Genomic DNA, 19,407 nt, shown 5'->3' with positions numbered 1-19,407 from the left:
CCTATCTCCCATTGCCTATTGCCCCCAATTACCCATCTCCCATAATTAATTACCTGGGGTGAATTATTATATTGGATAATTTATCATTCATAATTCAACATTATTAGCAAATTCTCAATTACTTATAAATCCCTATGTCCCATCCCCTGTACGTCGCTTTTATCTGGCATCAACATCAGCCACTGTACAAGTCTCCTGGTAGTAGCAGTTCAGTTTTAGATAGCCAACATTACCGTCTACCTTGGGTACGGTTACATGGTACTAAGGATTATTTAGATTTAATATTACTGCTAGAGAAGTATCCCAAGTTACACCAAACGGTGAATTTAGTACCATCTTTAATATTACAACTGGAAGATTATATTGCTGGTACTGCGCTTGATCCTTACCTCACAGCCAGTTTGACACCTGTGGAAAAGTTAACCACAGAACAACGGGAATTTATTATACAACATTTTTTTGATGCTAATCACCACACTCTTATAGATCCCCATCCTCGCTACGCCGAGTTGTATTGTCAAAGGCAGGAAAAGGGAAAAAATTGGTGTTTAGCAAATTGGGAATTGCCAGATTATGGAGATTTACTAGCTTGGCATAATCTGGCTTGGATTGACCCACTATTTTGGGATGACCCGGAAATTGCAGCTTGGTTGCAACAGGGACGGAATTTTACTTTAAGCGATCGCCAACGCATTTATTCTAAACAACGCCAAATCCTCAGCCGCATTATTCCCCAACACCGGAAAATGCAGGACTCAGGGCAGCTAGAAGTCACGACTACTCCATACACTCACCCGATTTTACCCTTATTAGCTGATACTAATTCTGGGCGGGTAGCAGTGCCAAATATGATATTACCTGACCAGCGCTTTCAGTGGGTGGAAGATATTCCTCGTCATTTGCAGAAATCCTGGGATTTATATCACGACCGGTTTGGGCAAAATCCTCGTGGTTTGTGGCCTTCTGAACAGTCAGTTAGCCCAGAAATTCTACCGTACATTGTTAAACAGGGATTTAATTGGATTTGCTCAGATGAAGCCGTCCTAGGTTGGACGCTGAGACATTTTTTCCATCGGGATGGGGCGGGAAATGTACAGCAACCAGAACTGCTTTATCGTCCTTATCGTTTGCAAACTCCAGCAGGTGATTTATCCATAGTATTCCGCGACCATAGATTATCAGATTTGATTGGTTTTACCTATGGGGCGATGCCGCCAAAACAGGCTACGGCGGATTTAGTGGGACATTTGCAAGCGATCGCTAAAATGCAAAGAGACAACCCCAGTGACCAACCTTGGTTAGTCACCATCGCTTTAGATGGTGAAAATTGCTGGGAATTTTATCCCCAAGACGGTAAACCTTTCCTAGAAACCTTATATCAAAGCTTAAGTGACGAACCTCATATCAAACTTGTCACCGTCTCCGAATTCCTAGACAAGTTTCCCCCCACAGCCACCATCCCCGGAGAACAACTACACAGCGGTTCTTGGGTAGATGGCAGTTTCACCACCTGGATCGGTGATCCAGCCAAAAATCGCGCTTGGGACTACCTAACGCAAGCTAGACAAGTCCTAGCCAATCATCCCGAAGCGACTGAAGAAAACAACCCCGCAGCCTGGGAAGCCTTATATGCTGCCGAAGGTTCCGACTGGTTTTGGTGGTTTGGCGAAGGACATTCATCAAATCAAGATGCCATTTTTGATCAATTATTTCGAGAGCATCTGTATGGTATTTATAAAGCCTTAAATGAACCCATACCTGGCTATTTAAGAAAAGCCGTAGAATCGCATGAAGCACGAATCGACCATCGACCAGCAGGATTTATTCATCCAGTTATTGATGGTAAAGGTGATGAACAAGACTGGGACAAAGCCGGACGGATAGAAGTTGGCGGTGCAAGGGGAACAATGCACAACAGCAGCCTGATCCAGCGACTTTGGTATGGAGTAGATCACCTAAATTTTTATGTGCGAATAGATTTTAAAAGTGGCGTTGCACCAGGAAAAGGTTTACCAACCGAGTTAAATTTACTCTGGTATTATCCAGATAAAACAATGGTAAATAGCCCCATACCTTTAGCAGAAGTACCAGATATTGCACCAGTTAATTATCTGTATCACCATCATTTAGAAATTAATTTACTTACCCAATCAATTCAATTTAGAGAAGCAGGAGATAATTATCAATGGCATCCTCGTGCTAGTCGCGCTCAAGCTGCTTTAAATAATTGTTTAGAGGTGGCAATACCTTGGGCAGATTTGCAAGTTCCGCCCGATTATCCCCTCCGCCTAATTTTGGCATTAGCAGATGAAGGTTGTTTTCACAGCTATTTACCAGAAAATACTTTGATTCCTATTGAAGTACCATAAAAGTACCGAGTTAGGAGTTCAGGATAAATAAATTTAGGATTTAGATACCCGACTTCTTAAATGGAGAAGTTGGGTATCTCATTGTTAAGTTTAAAGTTTAGCGTGAGCGCCATCACAAAAAGGAGAATTCGCAGTATATTTACATTGGCACAATGCCACCTTTTTGTTTTCAGTTAATTCAAATGCTTGAGGTGTAAATTCGCTACCTTTATGACCACCATCACAGAAAGGCTGATTTTTTGATTGTCCACAGGTACACCAGTAATAAGTACCAGCTTCTAGTTCTAAAACCGCAGGTTTTTTATCAGCAATTACAGGTTGATTCATAGTGTTCTCCTTTCAAAATCGGTTAAGTGTTTTTAGTCTCTGTGTTGATTTTTTGATGCACAAGACTTAACTTATTTTCTCTATTGACTTTAACTTATGTACAATTACTATGAATAGTAGGCACTTAAAAGTACTATACTTCCCAAAAAGTAACTATGAAAGCAGAAGCAGACAACCATAGTCTAAGTAGGCCGACTTGTGAAGTAGAAAGCACCATTAAGGTAATCGGTGGACGCTGGAAAGTCTTAATTATTAGAGAATTAATTTCAGGTGAGAAACGATTTGGCGAATTACAGCGAGGTTTACCGGGAATTACCCAAAAAATGCTCACACAGCAACTCAGAGAAATGGAAGAAGATCGCATTATACATCGAGAAATATATGCACAAATCCCCCCTAAGGTAGAATATTCTCTGACACCTATAGGAGAAAGTCTCAAACCAATTCTCTATGCGATGCATGAATGGGCTATTCAGAATTTATCTCATATTCATCAAGATTAAAATTTGAGGGAGCGATAATAACGGTTGAGACATAGACTTTTGCAAGATTACGAAAACCTGGATGTTTAGGGGTTTAGCAGTGGTAAACCCCTACCTATAGAATTAAATGATTAAGCCGTTTTGAGTATAATTATATGGTCAATTTAAGCCAATAATTCATAATTAATTTGATATTAATATCTATAGATTAAGTTAGAGAAAACCAATTTAACCAAGCATCCCAATTATCTACAATTTCGGCAAATTCTGCGTAACCTGCGCTTCTAGGATGAGCGCCATCATAATTTTTTGCTTCCTCTAGCCAAATATTTGAATTTATTAATTTAGAAAAAACATCTAAATAGGGTATGTTTAACTCCTGACATACCACAGCAAATCTTTGAGATAAATCTGCAATTCTCTGATTTTGTGCTTGATCTCCACAGGGTGCTGTACTTAACATTAAAACTGGATATAACTGTTTTGCTTCACCTAAAATTTGCTGAATATTAACAATTGATTCTTCAAAATCAACACGAGTTTTACCATTTTCGATAGTAGTGTCATTTGCACCAAAAGAAAATACTACCCTACCGTCATATTCCTTTGGTAAACGATAAGAGACTTCTCTTAACCAGCGATTTCTGAGTTCATTACTCGTTTCTCGCCGCACTCCTAAATTATAGTAAGTAATATCATGACCTTTTTTATTAGCATTAACACATACTCTACCTGTCCAACCCAGACATTCAGGATCACCTGTACCGTTAACAAATGATTCACCAACAAAACAAATTCTCACTTCTTGGAGTGGATATTTTAAAGACATAAAACTTTTTTGAGTTAATTAATTAACCAACTAATAGCTTTATCTGTACTACTTCAACCCACAATTAATTCCATCAAAAACTCAAAAAAAACTCCGCGTACCTCCGCGCTAACCTCCGTGTTCCTCTGCGTTAAAAAAAAGAGAGATAGAAAACTCTACCTCTCAAAATAATCAATTATTTAAACCAAATCAGAACTTAGTATCTGCTGGGTTTGTGAACCAAGAAGCTCATAACTTGACACTGCTTAATGTTGTCAAAACCAACAACACGGATGTAGCAGTTACCATACTGAGAACGGCAACCTTGAACTTCGCTCAATACTTCTTGAGCAGTTTTAGCGCCGAACAAAGGCAATTTCCACATTGTCCAATAAAGTTCTGTAGGTTCAGAAGTTTCGTTGAATTCGATTGCAGGAATGAAACCTTGTGTGATGATGTACTGAACTTGCTTGGCAATTTGCGCGTCAGACAAAGGGGGAAGATAAGAAAGGGTTTCGTAACGACGCTCTTTAGGTAAAGTTTGCATAGCTTTTGATAAGTGGGGGAGATTTTTTATTACTTGGTTAGCTGACTAATTGGATAAATTATCCAAATTAGCATCAGATATTATCTGTCTTTCAGTTGTTGGGCTGGGATTTGATAAATTTAGTTGCGTGATGCGTTCGAGATGCTGGCGACGCTGTTCCATGTTGGCTTGCTGAATGCCAGTCCGAACCATTTCTGGTAAGAAATCTGTCACTTCTTCCACTATGTGTTCCCTGACAGTCATAATCCGCAAGGCCAAATCTGACTTTTCCTGAAACAGTTCCTCAATATATGCTTCTCCGTCTTGGATTTTGCCAGCGGAAAAGTTTTGCAACCAATGTGCTAAAGGAGGATTTGTTTCGCCTAGCTGTGCCAATACAATCCTTAACGCCTGATAAGTCAGGTAGCTTTGGAGAGTTTTGGCTGTTTCTTTCGCAATTTGCTTTAGATCCATGCTTGACCCAGCCCTTTAGATTTTAGATTTTGGATGTTTAATGAATCCAAAATCCCAAATCCTCAATTATCAGACGGTATCCATTGCTTCAAACTCGAACTTAATTTCTTTCCACAGTTCGCAAGCAACAGCCAACTCAGGAGACCACTTAGCAGCTTCGCGGATAATATCGTTACCTTCACGAGCCAAGTTACGGCCTTCGTTACGAGCTTGAACAACTGCTTCTAAAGCTACGCGGTTAGCGGTAGCACCAGGAGCGTTACCCCAGGGGTGTCCCAAAGTACCACCACCGAATTGTAGTACGGAGTCATCACCAAAGATTTCTACCAACGCGGGCATATGCCATACGTGGATACCACCGGAAGCAACTGCCATTACACCAGGTAGAGAAGCCCAGTCTTGGGTAAAGTAAATACCGCGAGACTTGTCTTGCTCAACGTAGTTTTCACGCAATAGGTCAACGAAGCCCATTGTGATACCACGTTCACCTTCCAACTTACCAACTACTGTACCAGTGTGGATGTGATCACCACCAGACAAGCGAAGAGCTTTAGCTAATACGCGGAAGTGGATACCGTGGTTCTTCTGACGGTCAATTACAGCGTGCATAGCACGGTGAATGTGCAACAGAATACCGTTATCACGACACCAACGAGACAATGTGGTGTTAGCTGTGAAACCTGCGGTTAGGTAATCATGCATGATGATGGGCATTTTGAGTTCTTTAGCGTACTCAGCCCGTTGCAACATTTGTTCGCAGGTGGGAGCGGTAACGTTCAGGTAGTGACCCTTGATTTCGCCGGTTTCTGCTTGTGCTTTGTTGATAGCTTCAGCTACGAACAAGAAGCGATCGCGCCATCTTTGGAATGGAGCAGAGTTGATGTTTTCGTCGTCTTTGGTGAAGTCCAAACCACCACGTAAACACTCGTATACAGCACGACCATAGTTCTTAGCGGAAAGACCTAATTTGGGCTTAATTGTACAACCCAACAGAGGACGACCGTATTTGTTCAACTTGTCACGTTCAACTTGAATACCGTGAGGAGGTCCTTGGAACGTTTTGATGTAAGCTACAGGGAAACGAATGTCTTCCAAACGTAACGCCCGTAAAGCTTTGAAACCAAATACGTTACCAACAATAGAGGTCAATACGTTGGTTACAGAACCTTCTTCAAACAGATCCAAAGGATAAGCAACGTAACAGATGTACTGGTTGTCTTCACCAGGAACTGGTTCGATATCGTAGCAACGACCTTTGTAGCGATCTAGGTCGGTTAACAAGTCTGTCCAAACTGTTGTCCAAGTACCAGTGGAAGACTCAGCAGCTACAGCCGCACCAGCTTCTTCGGGAGGAACTCCGGGTTGGGGAGTCATCCGGAATGCTGCTAATAAATCTGTATCTTTAGGAGTGTAATCAGGTGTGTAATAAGTTAGTCTGTAATCTTTAACCCCAGCTTGGTACCCAGATTTGGCCTGAGTTTTCGTTTGAGCGTAAGACATATTTTCCTTCCAACAAGTCTCTCTTTTTACTATCAAATCACGTTATGTGCAACTTCTTATCACCCCTCCCCTTTCTTCATTCTTAATGAATTTATAAGTTTTCCTTATAGTTAGGGGCGATACGGCTCGATGGTAGCAGTATTACTGCTGCACAAACCTGGTTACAGTAGCAATTTACCGCAACAAATTTTTTACCATATTTTTCAGACGCACTATTTGACGCTGTGATTTTTCGTCCCAGGAATACAAAATCTTTTCATCTTGAGTTTGCATACCCTACTAAACCCACTTAATTCAAGACAACTCTCTGGCTTTACAAGCCGTCTGAGGAATTTTTGCCTGAAAAACCGTTGCATTCCAGTGTATGAAGCTGGTTTGCTGCAATTGTCTTTTTTTTAGTCTGATACCTTTACCTACAGAAGGTAAAGATTCATCATCAGGCAATTTCACTTAAGACAGGTTTAGTCATGGGATGGGCAAGGGAGAAGAAATTGCACATCAGTGAATTTGTAGCTTACCCCACAATATATCAATAATTCAATAAGTTATTTTTCAAATTTTGTCTACTCATCTATTTAAATTTGTTATTACAAAAAGATTTAAACATTTTGTTAAGAATGATTTACAAATGTATATATCTCAGTGTAAAGCGGTCAGGGGATAAGAGTTTTATTATAAAGTTTTGTAATATAAAATACCGATACAAAAAATAATGGCGACAGATAAAAAGTTGGAAAGCTTACAAGTAGTCGTGCAAAATAAATTTTATAGTTAGGAGAGGGAACAGGGAACTCTTAACAGCGAACAGGAAAGGAATACAGACATTTTTATTTTCTAGGACTTACGCAAGTGTCACACCAAACATCTATTTTATGGTGCGTCAGATATCAATAATCTAGTTATTTGCAGGATATGTCAGGTCTGACGCACCCTACCAATATGCCAGTTGCGTAAGTCCTGATTATCTAAAATTAGCAAGACCGATATAGAAAAGCAATATGCAAGTAACAGTGTTAAGTGTGTGTGAATGTCAGAAAAGCCGTTAACCTATGAATATTTATTGAGTATAAAATTTAGCTAAAAATAAATCATTTACATTTTACTATAATCAGCATTGTTATTATAGTTACCAGTAACTATCGTACATTTTGCTAAAAAGCTCAAATAAATGCAACACTAACTTATATAGTAGATGTAATAACACACATAAGCTAAATAGTAACTTTCCGGTAATTAGACATGATCATAGAATTTGCCGCTATTATTTCCGTGATTAAAAAATATGCTCCTCAAGCTGCTTCATTAATCATCAAACAAGCTCAAAAAAATGAAGCTGTAATCAAAGTTTTACAAGAATTAAAATTCAATCCTACGGAAATTTCTGATGATGTTGATACTGTTTATGTTTACGCTCTAGTAAAGTATGGAGTATTTAAACCGGAAGCAATTTTAAACCTGTTTAAAGAAAAAGTAATTAAAGATTATTTTACCTATTGCCATCCTCAACTAGATAACTAGGAACTTGACTTAAATATCTAAAGGAAATAAAATAAATAATATGGGAAATATCGCTACTAAATTAGCAGCAAAACCAGCAGAGTTTAAAAGTTTGTTTCTGGGACAGTTCCCTGAACAACATTTAAAAGCAGGTAACTCAGATAAATATTATCAAACTCTCACCGATTTTGATTTTATTTCTCTAAAAATTGAATATCCTAAATTTGGAATAGAAGCTTTAACAAGAGATTATTTATTAGTTAAAGAGCCTGAAAAATTAGAAAACTTAGCACATGATAAACAATTAACACTAGAACAAATCAAAACCCTAAAAATAATTCAACAGACTCTAGAGTTATCCTCCCATGTGGTGAATCAGGACTCAAATCAATTAGTAGGACAATTATGGGGAAGATTGCAGAGTTGTCAACAGCGAGACATTCAGCAAATATTAGCAGATGCAGCACAAAGTAAAAGTAAAATTCCGCGATTATGTCCGATTACAGCCAGTTTAACTACTCCAGGTGGAAACTTACTGCGTACCCTGACAGGTCATAACTCCTATGTACAAGCAGTAGCAATTACCCCCGATGGCAAAAAAGCCGTTTCTGGTTCAAATGACGACACCCTGAAAGTGTGGGATTTGGAGACAGGAAAGGAACTCTCTACTTTTATTGGTGAAAGTTCTATATTTTGCTGTGCAGTTTCTCCCAATGGGTTAACAATTGTCGTAGGAGAACAATCAGGACGGCTTCATTTCCTGCGCTTGGAGGGAGGGGATATATAATGAGCAAATCTTATTTTATTTATCTTGATGTTTGCTGTTTAAATCGTCCTTTTGATGATTGGAGTTATGATAGAAATCGTTTAGAAGGTGAAGCAGTTATTAAAATTATGAAAATGACACTCATTGAATTACGTAGAAAAGGTTATCAAGCTTTAGTTAAAGAGTTAGCTCAAATTGACACAATTCGCTTTTTACAAGAAATGGGTTGGGGTTCTGGTGATTATACAAAAGAACGCCAAAAGTCTCTAAAAAATGTGACAAGAGCAGAATTTTGGCAAGATATTGAAGAAATTATAAAGGAGAAAAATTAAATTTTTCATAATATCAAATAAAGGCAAAGAAATGTTTAATAACACAAATTTTACAAATACAAGAGGACATCCCCCAGAATTTCAGCAAATCATTAACGCCAAAAATTACAACTTTATCGGTCGTGAATTTGTCTTTTCTGCTATCAACAACTTTCTCGATCAATATGACCGGGGCTATTTTACTATTATCGGTGAACCGGGTATTGGTAAAAGTGCGATTATTGCCCATTATGTCAGCCAAAATCCGGGAATTGTTTATTACAATGTGGAAATTGCGGGTAAAAATCGCGCTTTGGCTCGTAGTTAGGGCTTTAGCCCGAAACTCAGGTCTAAAGACCTGACTACAAACCTTTAATTATTTACGTTACTTTATTTAGTATCAAATAAGCTTACAAATTCTAGTATATTTAACTAGGTGTGTGCAAACTTATAATAGCTGGTATCATATTTCTGTGCAAATCCCTAATTGGCTCGTAGTTAGGGCTTTAGCCCGAATTTCAGGTCTAAAGACCTGACTACAAACCTTTAATTATTTACGTTACTCTATTTAGTATTAAATAAACTTACAAATTCTAGTATATTTAACTAGGTGTATGCAAACTTATAATAGCTGGTATCATATTTCTGTGCAAATCCCTAAGCCATTATTTTTCCTATCTACGCCAAAGACTTTTTAGGTTACTTTAAGTTATTAATTGGATACTTCTATCAAAAGGAATATCACCGTGACTTTATTTCACAAGCATACTAATTTATTGATAATGTCCGCCTTGCTGGGATTAATAGCTTTACCAAGCATGGTAACACCAGCTACAGCCCAAAATGTTGATAATAGTAGTAATACAGACATAAATCCCAGTCTCAATCAACCGAGTTCTACCTCCACTTATCCAGCCGCACCACCCCCAAAGCGAATAGATCCCTTACCTAATGAGCGGGACGTGCTAGAAAGGGAAGTAGAAACTGATTATCGTGTTAGTAACTTACTAGGAGATTTTGCTGGTAATCTTTGGGTAGGTTCTTGGCGGGGTTTATCGCGCATTGACCCGAATACGGGTAATATTATTGCTCGCATTAGTTTACCAAATATTGCTATTGGTTCTTTAGCTCAAGATAAAGTCGGTCGTTTGTGGGTGGGAAATTATGAAGGTTTAACACGAGTTGATCCTCGCACGAATGAAATTACAGCCCAAAATTTATTACTACCTTCCAAGCGGGTATTATCGCTATTAATTGATAAACGTGGTTATTTATGGACAGGAACTGATAGTGGTTTAGTTCTAATTAGTCCTGACCAAGGTTTGGTGATGACAACAGTTAAAAATTTACCTGGTGTTAGCGCCAATGCTATGACTTTAGATGCTGATGGTCAACTTTGGGTTGGGACTTTGGATGGATTAGTGCGGGTGAATACTGCCAGTGGTTTGATTATGAAGCGAATCGGCAGTTTACCAGGATCAACTGTGCAAACTTTAGCTATCAGTCCGGAAGGGTTAATCTGGGCAGGAATGCCGAATAATTTGTTAGTAATTAACCCTAAAAATGGAATTGTGCTGAGGTCTGTAACTCCTTTGCGGGGACGAAATGTAACTTCAATTCGCTTTGCTCAAGATGGTAGCGTGTGGGTTGGGAGTACCAATGGGTTGTTAAGATTAAATCCAAATACAGGAGCTTTGTTAGATCGAGTTGCTGGACTTCCTTCTAGTCGGGTTTTGACCCTTGCACCTGATATCGGCAATAAATTGTGGGTGGGAACCAGTGAGGGGCTGGCTTGGTTAATGCCTACAATGGATCAGGCGCGACCTCATTTCGGTTTTGGTCGGTTTGTAAAGTAGGGGTTGGTAATTGGTGATTGGTAATTGGTGATTGGTGATTGGTGATTGGTAAAAAACTCTTACCCATGACCCATTACCCATGACTCATGACCCATTACCCATTAACCAATCTAAAATCTAAAATCTAAAATTTAAAATTATTTATGGCAGTTACTACCCAGCAATTAATTCAATGGAAACAGCAGGGACGTTCAATTGTCGCTTTGACTGCCTGGGATTATGCGATCGCTCAACTCCTCGACGCAACTGGTGTAGACTTAATCCTTGTAGGTGATTCTTTGGCGGTTGTGCTTGGTTATGAAACCACTCTGCCAATTACTTTAGAAGAAATGATCCACCATGCTAAAGCTGTGCGTCGTGGTGTGAAAAATGCTTTAGTCGTTGTAGATTTACCATTTTTGACTTATCAAGAAAGTATTCAACAAGCAATGCAGTCAGCTGGACGAGTGCTGAAAGAAACTGGAGCGCAGGCTGTAAAATTAGAAGGTGGTTATCCCGCAATGGTCGAGACTATAGAGCGGTTGGTGCAAGCTGGTATTCCAGTCATGGGTCATGTGGGTTTGACACCGCAATCAGTACATCAACTTGGTTTGCGACAACAAGGAAAAACCCCGGAAGCAGGGGAGAGAATTTTAAATCAAGCGATCGCTCTCGAACAAGCTGGTGTATTTTCAATAGTATTAGAACATATCCCCGCCCATCTAGCATTACAAATCACTCAAAAACTCCGTATTCCCACTATTGGCATTGGCGCAGGTTCAGATTGTGATGGGCAAGTTTTAGTGACTTCTGATATTTTAGGACTTTCAGAAAAGCAGCCACCATTTGCCAAAGTTTATACAAACCTACGAGAAACAATTACCAAAGCCGTCCAGGACTACGCTGTGGAAGTGCGCGATCGGCAATTTCCATAATAAGGGGACAGGGTGCAGGAGGCAGGGGGCAGGGCGCAGGGTGCAGGGTGCAGGGGGCAGGGAGAAAGAGGGTTTTACTCTACTTTCAGCCGTTTGCGATCAAACAAACTCTCCGCGTCCCCGCGTTCCACTGTCTCCGTGTCTTTCCCTCCCCCCATCTCCGCGTCCCCGTATCAACTTAAACTTTCTGGATCTATTCCTAACTCACGCAATTTATCCTCCAGCTTGGTGACGTGGTTTTGTACTTCGTGAATCTGTTCTTGGGGTGTTAGATAACGTTTTCCTGATTCGTCATACCAATACAACCATTCCCTGGTTATGCCGCCATAATTGCCTCGTTCACAACCAATTCCTAAGCCGATTTCTGGTAGCCAAACAGGACTGCTTTCCTGTAACTCATACTTACCATTGACTAATTTATGCACTTCCAACCTGGGTTGGCGACGACGACGAGAAGAATAAATCACATAGTACAGCACTCCTAATGCGGCATATTCATCCAATTTAATGCTATATTCCTTACGGTAATTTGGGGAAACTACTTCTAGCACCAAAATCGGGACAACATTTTCATCCCACAACACATAACTAGGGCGTAGTTCCTCATCGTAACAACGTTCTACCCCCAAGCTAAGAAACCCATCTGGGACAATCGGCAGTTCATCAGGGTGATAATAAATACCCATATTTACTCCGAAAAACCAGTCCATGCGTTCTGCCCAAAGTGTTAGCAGTATCGCTTTCAGCAATCCTGGAATTAATTCTTGCAGTTCGTTATCCACGGGTGTTTCATCAGAGTCGGGTAATTCTTCAGCAGAGGGTAAGTACCTTGGTAGGTTGAAATTTAACATGACTACTTTCCCCAACACTCACAACAATTATAAAGAAAATGCCGAAATGAATCCTTCAAAAGCTCTAAGGGTTTGAATTTCCCAGCAAAAGCAGTGAGGTGGTTTTATCTCAGGAGAAGTCACTATCAGCCTTTTAAGCATCATCACATCTTTTTGATCAAAGCTTATTTCATATAAACACCCATAATTTTTTGCAGAATTGTCACAGATAAAGACTAAACTTAAAAGTCTTGTGCCGCAAAACCTGTAAATTTAAATGAAGTAATCATGTCCAAGGTTCTTGTCTCCGATCCTATTGACCAGGCTGGTATTGACATTCTTTCCCAAGTTGCTACGGTTGATGTCAAGACAGGTCTTAAACCAGCAGAATTGATAGAAATTATTGGTGAGTATGACGCGCTGATGATCCGTTCTGGAACCCGCGTCACTCAAGAAATTATTGAAGCTGGCACACAATTAAAAATTATTGGTCGTGCTGGTGTGGGTGTAGATAATGTCGATGTTCCTGCGGCTACCCGCAAAGGTATTGTAGTTGTTAACTCTCCTGAAGGAAATACCATTGCTGCTGCTGAACACGCCCTAGCAATGATGTTATCTTTATCTCGTCATATCCCAGATGCAAATGCTTCAGTCAAACGCGGTGAATGGGATCGTAAAACTTTTGTCGGTGCAGAAGTATACAAAAAAACTCTCGGCGTTGTCGGCTTAGGTAAAATTGGCTCTCATGTTGCGTCTGTAGCTAAAGCTATGGGAATGAAACTGTTAGCTTATGATCCCTTTATTTCTACAGAACGGGCTGAACAACTTGGCTGTCAGTTGGTGGATTTAGATTTGTTGTTTCAGCAAGCGGACTATATCACACTACACATCCCCAAAACCCCAGAAACTACCCATTTAATCAACGCCGCAACTTTGGCGAAGATGAAACCGACTGCGAGAATTATCAACTGCGCTCGTGGTGGCATCATTGATGAAGCGGCTTTAGCAACAGCAATTAAAGAGGGTAAAATTGGTGGTGCAGCTTTAGATGTGTACGAGTCTGAACCGCTAGGAGAATCAGAATTGCGATCGCTCGGAAAAGACCTGATCCTCACTCCCCACTTGGGTGCATCCACTAGCGAAGCCCAAGTAAACGTAGCCATAGACGTAGCTGAACAAATTCGGGATGTGCTTTTAGGACTACCAGCCCGTTCAGCCGTCAACATTCCCGGACTTAGCCCCGATATCTTAGAAGAACTCAAGCCTTATATGCAGCTGGCAGAAACCTTGGGTAACTTGGTAGGACAACTAGTAGGTGGACGAGTGGAAACACTTAATGTTACCTTGCAAGGGGATCTGGCCACAAATAAGAGTCAGCCTTTGGTAGTAGCAGCCCTAAAAGGACTACTTTATCAAGCCCTACGGGAACGGGTAAACTATGTCAATGCCAGCATAGAAGCCAAAGAACGTGGCATTCGAGTCATTGAAACCCGTGATGCCTCGGCGCGAGATTATGCTGGTTCGCTACATCTGGAAGCAACAGGGACTTTAGGTACTCATTCAGTCACTGGTGCTTTGTTAGGTGATAAAGAAATCCACCTGACAGACGTTGACGGTTTCCCCATTAACGTCCCACCCAGTAAATATATGCTTTTTACCCTACACCGCGATATGCCAGGAATTATCGGGAAACTCGGTTCCCTGCTTGGCAGCTTTAATGTCAATATTGCCAGTATGCAGGTAGGGCGAAAAATTGTTCGTGGTGATGCTGTCATGGCCTTGAGTATTGATGATCCTTTACCCGATGGCATTTTGAACGAAATTAAAAAAGTACCTGGGATTCGAGATGCGTATACAGTAACTTTATAAGTGCTGAGTGCTGAGTAACGAATGCTGAGTGAAGACAAAAGTTAAGAGCAAGAGTATTACTACTTAACTGAATTACTCATAACTCATAACTCATAACTCATAACTCAGCACTCAGGACTCATAACTCAGCACTAAAATATGGCAAACACCTGGTGGGAATTAAAAATTTTATGTGATCCAGACTTAGAAGATTCTATCTTTTGGCGACTGGAGATTTTTGGCTGTCGTGGTACAGCCATTGAAAGCAAAGGCAATTCCTCACTAGTCAAGGCTTATTTGCCCAACTTTCAAGCACAGCTACTGGATTTGTCGGCACTCTCACTATGGCTGCGCCAAGATGCTTTATGTATAGGATTACCATCTCCGCTGCTGCACTGGAATTTGATTGATGAAGAAGATTGGGCTAGTAGCTGGAAACAATATTGGCAACCGCAGGAAATAGGCGATCGCTTCCTGATTAATCCCGCATGGCTACCGCTACCTGATTCATTAGAACGTTTGGTAATTCGTCTTGATCCAGGTGTAGCATTTGGTACAGGAAATCATGCCACAACCCAGTTATGTCTAGAATCTCTAGAAATGCGTCTTAGTCAAGTTCCTGAAGCTTTTATTGCTAAGGTTGAGCCAAAAGAACCCCTGGTAATTGCGGATATTGGTTGTGGTTCCGGCATTCTTTCTATTGGTGCAGTACTACTGGGAGTAGAAAAAGCTTATGCAGTCGATACTGATCCCTTAGCAGTAAAATCAACCTTCAGCAATCGCGCTCTCAATGATATTGACTCAGAACACTTAATCCCTCTCCAAGGTAGTGTAGGCATTTTAACAAAAGTGATTAGTCAACCAGTTGATGGTATTGTCTGCAATATTTTAGCTGACGTGATTATTGAGTTACTCCCCGAAATGAAAGCCATCACTAAATCTACTACTTGGGGTATTTTCAGTGGTATTTTACTGGAGCAATCTAAAGGCGTTGCTGATGCTCTAGAGCAAAATGGCTGGGTTGTTGCTACTCTATGGAAAAGAAAAGAATGGTGCTGCTTAAATGCAAGACGTTCTTAAACCAGTTATCAGTAAGCAGTAAACATACTGTTAGCTGATAACTGAATAAGTGTTAAATCAAGGTTTGAAGATGTTGGACTAATTGTGGTGCTTGCATTACACCTTCAATTCTATCTACTGGCTTACCTTGCTTAAATAGTACCAGAGTTGGTAAGGCTAGAATGTTATATTGACTTGCCAATTCTGTATACTTTTCCGTATCAATCTTAATAATTCGTAAACGGTCTTTGAGTTGAGCATTGACTTGCTCTAATATTGGTGCCATTAGTTTACAGGGTCCACACCAATCAGCATAAAAATCTACCAACACAGGTACATCGGAACCAGACAGCATTTCTTCAAAGCTGTTAAATTGTTTTTTAGTTGTCATGACACAAGCCAATTTTTAATTGTTTGTTTTAATAGTAATTCTTACAATATGGGATTGACTTAATTTAATGGTTTTTTAGGAAAATTGTTAATTTAGTCAATATTCGCTAATTTACCCCAGATTATACCGCAACAGCCAAGGTAGTTAGGATATGAACTAATCATAAAACCTAGACACAAACAGACTTTCAACTCTGTCACCTGCTATATTAAATAACCCAAGACTTGATTAAAACTACAAATGAATCTCCGCGTTTGTCCATTTGTATCAAGGTTAAAGTAAAACAGTATCATATATTCCCCAAATCACCATAAGATAATTAGCGCGGTATTTGTAAGATCGAGGACAATTAAATGACATTATTACAAAATCAAGTTGCAATTGTCACAGGTGCATCACGGGGAATTGGTAGAGCGATCGCTTTACAACTAGCATCCCAAAATGCGAAAGTCGTTGTCAACTATGCCAATTCTAGTAGTGCGGCTGAAAGTCTAGTAGCAGAAATTACAGCAGTCGGAGGGGAAGCCATCGCCCTACAAGCTGATGTTTCTCAAGCTGAACAAGTAGATGCACTAGTGAACACAACTATAGATAAGTTTAACCGAGTTGATATTCTAGTTAACAATGCTGGCATTACCCGCGATACACTACTCTTGCGGATGAAACTAGAAGATTGGCAATCTGTCATAGACCTTAATCTTACAGGTGTTTTCTTATGTACAAAAGCCGTCAGTAAAATCATGCTGAAGCAACGTTCAGGTAGAATTATCAACATTGCCTCCGTTGCTGGACAAATGGGCAATCCTGGACAAGCGAACTACAGCGCTGCCAAAGCAGGTGTCATCGGTTTTACCAAAACTGTTGCTAAAGAACTAGCTTCCCGTGGAATCACAGTCAACGCAGTTGCCCCTGGTTTTATCACCACCGATATGACTAGCGATATCAAAGCCGAAGGCATCCTGCAATACATCCCTCTAGGGCGTTTTGGTCAACCAGAAGAAATTGCTGGTATGGTGCGCTTCCTAGCAGCCGATCCCGCCGCAGCCTACATCACTGGACAAGTCTTTAATGTTGATGGCGGTATGGTGATGGCGTAATATATAAACCCGCTTAATTGGATTTTAATGAGTCCGCATAGGTGGACTTCATTTTTGTAGCCCCAGATTGCTAGTAAGTACTAGGACAGAATTAATTACACAATGTCATTGCGAATGGAACGCAGTGGAATGACGCAATCGCAAGGGCTGGGATTGCTTCGCTTCGCTCGCAATGACTGTAAATATTTTTGTCCAATTACTTAGTCTGTCAAATAAATTTTGACGGATAAAGGAACGAACCGCGAAGACGCAAAGAGCGCGTTCACGCAGTGTCCCGTAGGGATAGGAAGAAGGAAGAAGGAAGAAGGAAAATTTATTTAACCGTCAATTAGTTCTTGACAGACTACTAGTACACGACAGCAGCTTTTAAGAAAGAGATGAAAGCCGTTTTTTGTAAGCAGGTAACAAAGCTAATTTAGTGGTTATTTGTTGTTTAGTTAATGTGATTTTTGAATAAAATATCCAATATCATTGTTTCAGTTTTCTGACAAATGATTTTTCTTAAATTAACAAATCATGTAAAATCAAGATGATAAGCGTATGATTAGAAATTATGTCGGATTTGAGAGCAGAATTACAAAAAAATATCGATGAAGCAGAATGGGATTGGTTAATTCCTCATGTGCAGCGAGATGCAATAATTGTGGTAACAAATGGATTAGACTTATTAGATGTGGGAGTTGCGATCGCAGGTGATAACATTCCTTCAGTTCAACAGTGGATTGATGAGCAATTGATTGCCAAACCTACAGTAGATCAAATTGGAGAATGGAATCTTAACCGCACTAAACGATTTAATGCTTTAATTGTTGAACCTTATGTTTTGGTGCAAGAAATCACTACTGTCTAAAATATTGCTGACGGGGGTTGGTAGCAGGTGATAGGGAACAGGTGACAGTGCTAGAAGCTTTACTAGGAGAATCATTTTAGGGTGCGTTAGCCACAGGATAACGCACCTAACCTACTTATTACACATTAAATCGGAATAATAGTACATCACCTTCTTGCACAATATATTCCTTACCCTCACTTCTTACCAAGCCTTTTTCTTTGGCTGCATTCATTGAACCATGTGTGACTAAATCGTTATAAGCCACAGTTTCCGCGCGAATAAATCCCCGTTCAAAATCAGAGTGAATGACTCCTGCAGCTTGGGGTGCAGACATTCCCGCATGAATTGTCCAAGCACGGGTTTCTTTGGGTCCACAGGTGAAATAAGTTCGCAAACCTAAAAGAGTATAAGTTGCCCGAATCAAAGATTTTAAACCACCTTCTTTCACACCCAAAGATTCTAGAAAGTCAGCTTTATCGGCTTCTGCTAATTCCACTAATTCTGCTTCTACTTGAGCAGAAACAATCACAACCTCAGCATTTTCTACCGCAGCAACTTCTCGCACTCTTTCCACAAAATCATTACCAGTTGCTAAGTCATCTTCAGAAACATTAGCAGCGTAAATAATTGGTTTATTGGTAAGTAATCCTAAGCCTTTAATAATTTCAGATTCTTCAGTATTCAAATCTATTTGACGGACAGATTTACCTTCATTTAAAACAGAGGCTAATTTTTCTAAAACCGTAATTTCAAATTGTGCATCTTTGCTGGTACGTGCTAATTTGCGAGTTCTATCAATGCGTTTTTCAATTTGGAATAAATCAGATAAACCCAGTTCTAAATTAATGATTTCAATATCTCGCGCTGGATCAACTGAACCGGCAACGTGAATGATATCATCATTTTCAAAACAACGGACAACATGAACGATCGCATCAACTTCCCGAATGTGGGATAAAAATTGATTACCCAGTCCTTCTCCTTGACTTGCACCTTTCACCAAACCGGCAATATCGACAAATTCGACACGGGCGGGTACAGTTTGTACTGAAGTAGCAATCTTTGCTAAAACGTTTAACCGGTCATCTGGGACTGAGACCATGCCAACGTTGGGTTCAATGGTACAAAATGGGAAATTAGCGGCTTCGGCTTTGGCGTTAGCCACTACAGCGTTAAATAAGGTTGATTTTCCGACGTTGGGAAGTCCGACAATTCCGGCTCTTAGCATTGTAAATTTTAGATTTTGGTTTCAACTATCCACTATAAAGATAATTCAAACAGGTTGAGGAATGGTTTGAGGAATTGGTGCGGGTACTGTTTCTGGTACTGGTTCCGGGAAAGGTGGGGGAATGGTTGGCTCTTGTGGTGTAGGCTGAGGACGTGGTGGTAGGGGGTTGGTTTCAGGAGTAGGAATTTGGGGTTCGGGGATGGAGATAGCAGCGGGATTAATCATGGTCAGTCTAACTTGATGATAATGGATGTAAAAAAAGTTGTAGAGACATTCCGTGGAACATCTCTAC

At 40.2% G+C, this 19,407-nt stretch carries 20 protein-coding genes and 1 pseudogene; 12 read left to right on the top strand and 9 right to left on the bottom strand.

The features are described 5' to 3' along the window. Positions 1–134: 134 nt before the first annotated feature. Positions 135–2,369: a glycoside hydrolase gene (locus tag ANA7108_RS0103685; protein WP_016949417.1), complete on the top strand. Its 2,235-nt coding sequence runs from the start codon at positions 135–137 to the stop codon at positions 2,367–2,369. Between the two features lie 90 nt (positions 2,370–2,459). Here the strand turns inward: ANA7108_RS0103685 and ANA7108_RS0103680 are convergent, their stop codons facing one another. Further along, positions 2,460–2,696, bottom strand: a complete 237-nt coding sequence (locus ANA7108_RS0103680) for a CDGSH iron-sulfur domain-containing protein (RefSeq protein WP_016949416.1) — start codon at positions 2,694–2,696, stop codon at positions 2,460–2,462. Positions 2,697–2,851: 155 nt separating this feature from the next. Between ANA7108_RS0103680 and ANA7108_RS0103675 the strand changes: the two genes are divergently transcribed. Beyond that, positions 2,852–3,199, top strand: coding sequence for a helix-turn-helix domain-containing protein (locus ANA7108_RS0103675; protein ID WP_016949415.1), 348 nt, complete (start codon positions 2,852–2,854; stop codon positions 3,197–3,199). Positions 3,200–3,386: 187 nt separating this feature from the next. On the opposite strand, the gene ANA7108_RS0103670 is transcribed toward ANA7108_RS0103675, so the two are convergent. The 4 genes from ANA7108_RS0103670 to ANA7108_RS0103655 form a co-directional block, all read right to left on the bottom strand. After that, a complete protein-coding gene (locus ANA7108_RS0103670) occupies positions 3,387–4,007 on the bottom strand; it encodes a GDSL-type esterase/lipase family protein (RefSeq protein ID WP_016949414.1) in 621 nt (206 codons plus the stop codon). 196 nt (positions 4,008–4,203) lie between these two features. Then, positions 4,204–4,533, bottom strand: coding sequence for a ribulose bisphosphate carboxylase small subunit (locus ANA7108_RS0103665; RefSeq protein ID WP_016949413.1), 330 nt, complete (start codon positions 4,531–4,533; stop codon positions 4,204–4,206). A gap of 45 nt (positions 4,534–4,578) precedes the next feature. Beyond that, the gene (locus ANA7108_RS0103660) at positions 4,579–4,986 is read right to left on the bottom strand and encodes a chaperonin family protein RbcX (protein ID WP_016949412.1); all 408 of its coding nucleotides are present in this window, start codon (positions 4,984–4,986) and stop codon (positions 4,579–4,581) included. Positions 4,987–5,055: 69 nt separating this feature from the next. Further along, complete coding sequence (locus ANA7108_RS0103655; protein WP_016949411.1) at positions 5,056–6,486, bottom strand: form I ribulose bisphosphate carboxylase large subunit; 1,431 nt, start codon at positions 6,484–6,486, stop codon at positions 5,056–5,058. A gap of 1,239 nt (positions 6,487–7,725) precedes the next feature. Between ANA7108_RS0103655 and ANA7108_RS0103645 the strand changes: the two genes are divergently transcribed. The 6 genes and pseudogenes from ANA7108_RS0103645 (at position 7,726) to panB (ending at position 11,830) form a co-directional block, all read left to right on the top strand. Then, positions 7,726–8,004 carry a hypothetical protein gene (locus ANA7108_RS0103645; protein ID WP_016949409.1) on the top strand — a complete coding sequence of 93 codons (279 nt, stop codon included), beginning with the start codon at positions 7,726–7,728 and terminating at the stop codon, positions 8,002–8,004. 40 nt (positions 8,005–8,044) lie between these two features. Beyond that, on the top strand, positions 8,045–8,770 hold the full coding sequence (locus ANA7108_RS0103640) for a WD40 repeat domain-containing protein (protein WP_016949408.1): 726 nt from the start codon (positions 8,045–8,047) through the stop codon (positions 8,768–8,770). Then, positions 8,770–9,081, top strand: a complete 312-nt coding sequence (locus ANA7108_RS30790; protein ID WP_016949407.1) for a hypothetical protein — start codon at positions 8,770–8,772, stop codon at positions 9,079–9,081. The genes ANA7108_RS0103640 and ANA7108_RS30790 overlap by 1 nt, the downstream gene beginning before the upstream one ends. Positions 9,082–9,112: 31 nt before the next feature. Further along, a pseudogene (locus ANA7108_RS0103630) lies at positions 9,113–9,373 on the top strand (ATP-binding protein); the annotation flags it as partial. Positions 9,374–9,842: 469 nt separating this feature from the next. Next, positions 9,843–10,916, top strand: a complete 1,074-nt coding sequence (locus ANA7108_RS0103625) for a two-component regulator propeller domain-containing protein (protein ID WP_016949405.1) — start codon at positions 9,843–9,845, stop codon at positions 10,914–10,916. 143 nt (positions 10,917–11,059) lie between these two features. Then, entirely contained in the window at positions 11,060–11,830 is a 771-nt protein-coding gene (gene panB / locus ANA7108_RS0103620) for a 3-methyl-2-oxobutanoate hydroxymethyltransferase (RefSeq protein WP_016949404.1), read from the top strand. Positions 11,831–12,003: 173 nt separating this feature from the next. Here the strand turns inward: panB and ANA7108_RS0103615 are convergent, their stop codons facing one another. Further along, positions 12,004–12,681 (bottom strand): Uma2 family endonuclease, encoded by a 678-nt coding sequence (locus ANA7108_RS0103615; RefSeq protein WP_016949403.1) that lies wholly within the window; start codon positions 12,679–12,681, stop codon positions 12,004–12,006. Positions 12,682–12,948: 267 nt separating this feature from the next. On the opposite strand from ANA7108_RS0103615, the gene serA reads away from it, so the two are divergent. Next, entirely contained in the window at positions 12,949–14,529 is a 1,581-nt protein-coding gene (serA, locus tag ANA7108_RS0103610; protein ID WP_016949402.1) for a phosphoglycerate dehydrogenase, read from the top strand. Between the two features lie 138 nt (positions 14,530–14,667). Then, entirely contained in the window at positions 14,668–15,588 is a 921-nt protein-coding gene (gene prmA / locus ANA7108_RS0103605) for a 50S ribosomal protein L11 methyltransferase (protein ID WP_016949401.1), read from the top strand. A gap of 52 nt (positions 15,589–15,640) precedes the next feature. Here prmA and trxA read toward each other — a convergent pair whose 3' ends face one another. Next, entirely contained in the window at positions 15,641–15,958 is a 318-nt protein-coding gene (gene trxA / locus ANA7108_RS0103600) for a thioredoxin (RefSeq protein WP_016949400.1), read from the bottom strand. 353 nt (positions 15,959–16,311) lie between these two features. Here trxA and fabG point away from each other — a divergent pair, with 353 nt between their 5' ends. Both fabG and ANA7108_RS0103590 read left to right on the top strand, forming a co-directional pair. Next, positions 16,312–17,055, top strand: coding sequence for a 3-oxoacyl-[acyl-carrier-protein] reductase (gene fabG, locus ANA7108_RS0103595; RefSeq protein ID WP_016949399.1), 744 nt, complete (start codon positions 16,312–16,314; stop codon positions 17,053–17,055). A gap of 553 nt (positions 17,056–17,608) precedes the next feature. Next, a complete protein-coding gene (locus ANA7108_RS0103590) occupies positions 17,609–17,905 on the top strand; it encodes a DUF2288 domain-containing protein (protein ID WP_016949398.1) in 297 nt (98 codons plus the stop codon). A gap of 118 nt (positions 17,906–18,023) precedes the next feature. On the opposite strand, the gene ychF is transcribed toward ANA7108_RS0103590, so the two are convergent. Both ychF and ANA7108_RS0103580 read right to left on the bottom strand, forming a co-directional pair. After that, complete coding sequence (gene ychF, locus ANA7108_RS0103585) at positions 18,024–19,115, bottom strand: redox-regulated ATPase YchF (protein WP_016949397.1); 1,092 nt, start codon at positions 19,113–19,115, stop codon at positions 18,024–18,026. 45 nt (positions 19,116–19,160) lie between these two features. Next, positions 19,161–19,340: a hypothetical protein gene (locus ANA7108_RS0103580; RefSeq protein ID WP_016949396.1), complete on the bottom strand. Its 180-nt coding sequence runs from the start codon at positions 19,338–19,340 to the stop codon at positions 19,161–19,163. Between the last annotated feature and the right edge of the window lie 67 nt (positions 19,341–19,407).

It is taken from the genome of Anabaena sp. PCC 7108, assembly GCF_000332135.1.
Lineage (GTDB): Bacteria > Cyanobacteriota > Cyanobacteriia > Cyanobacteriales > Nostocaceae > Anabaena.
The sequence above is the reverse complement of the archived record's forward strand: the minus strand, read 5'-3'. Positions and strand labels throughout refer to the sequence as shown.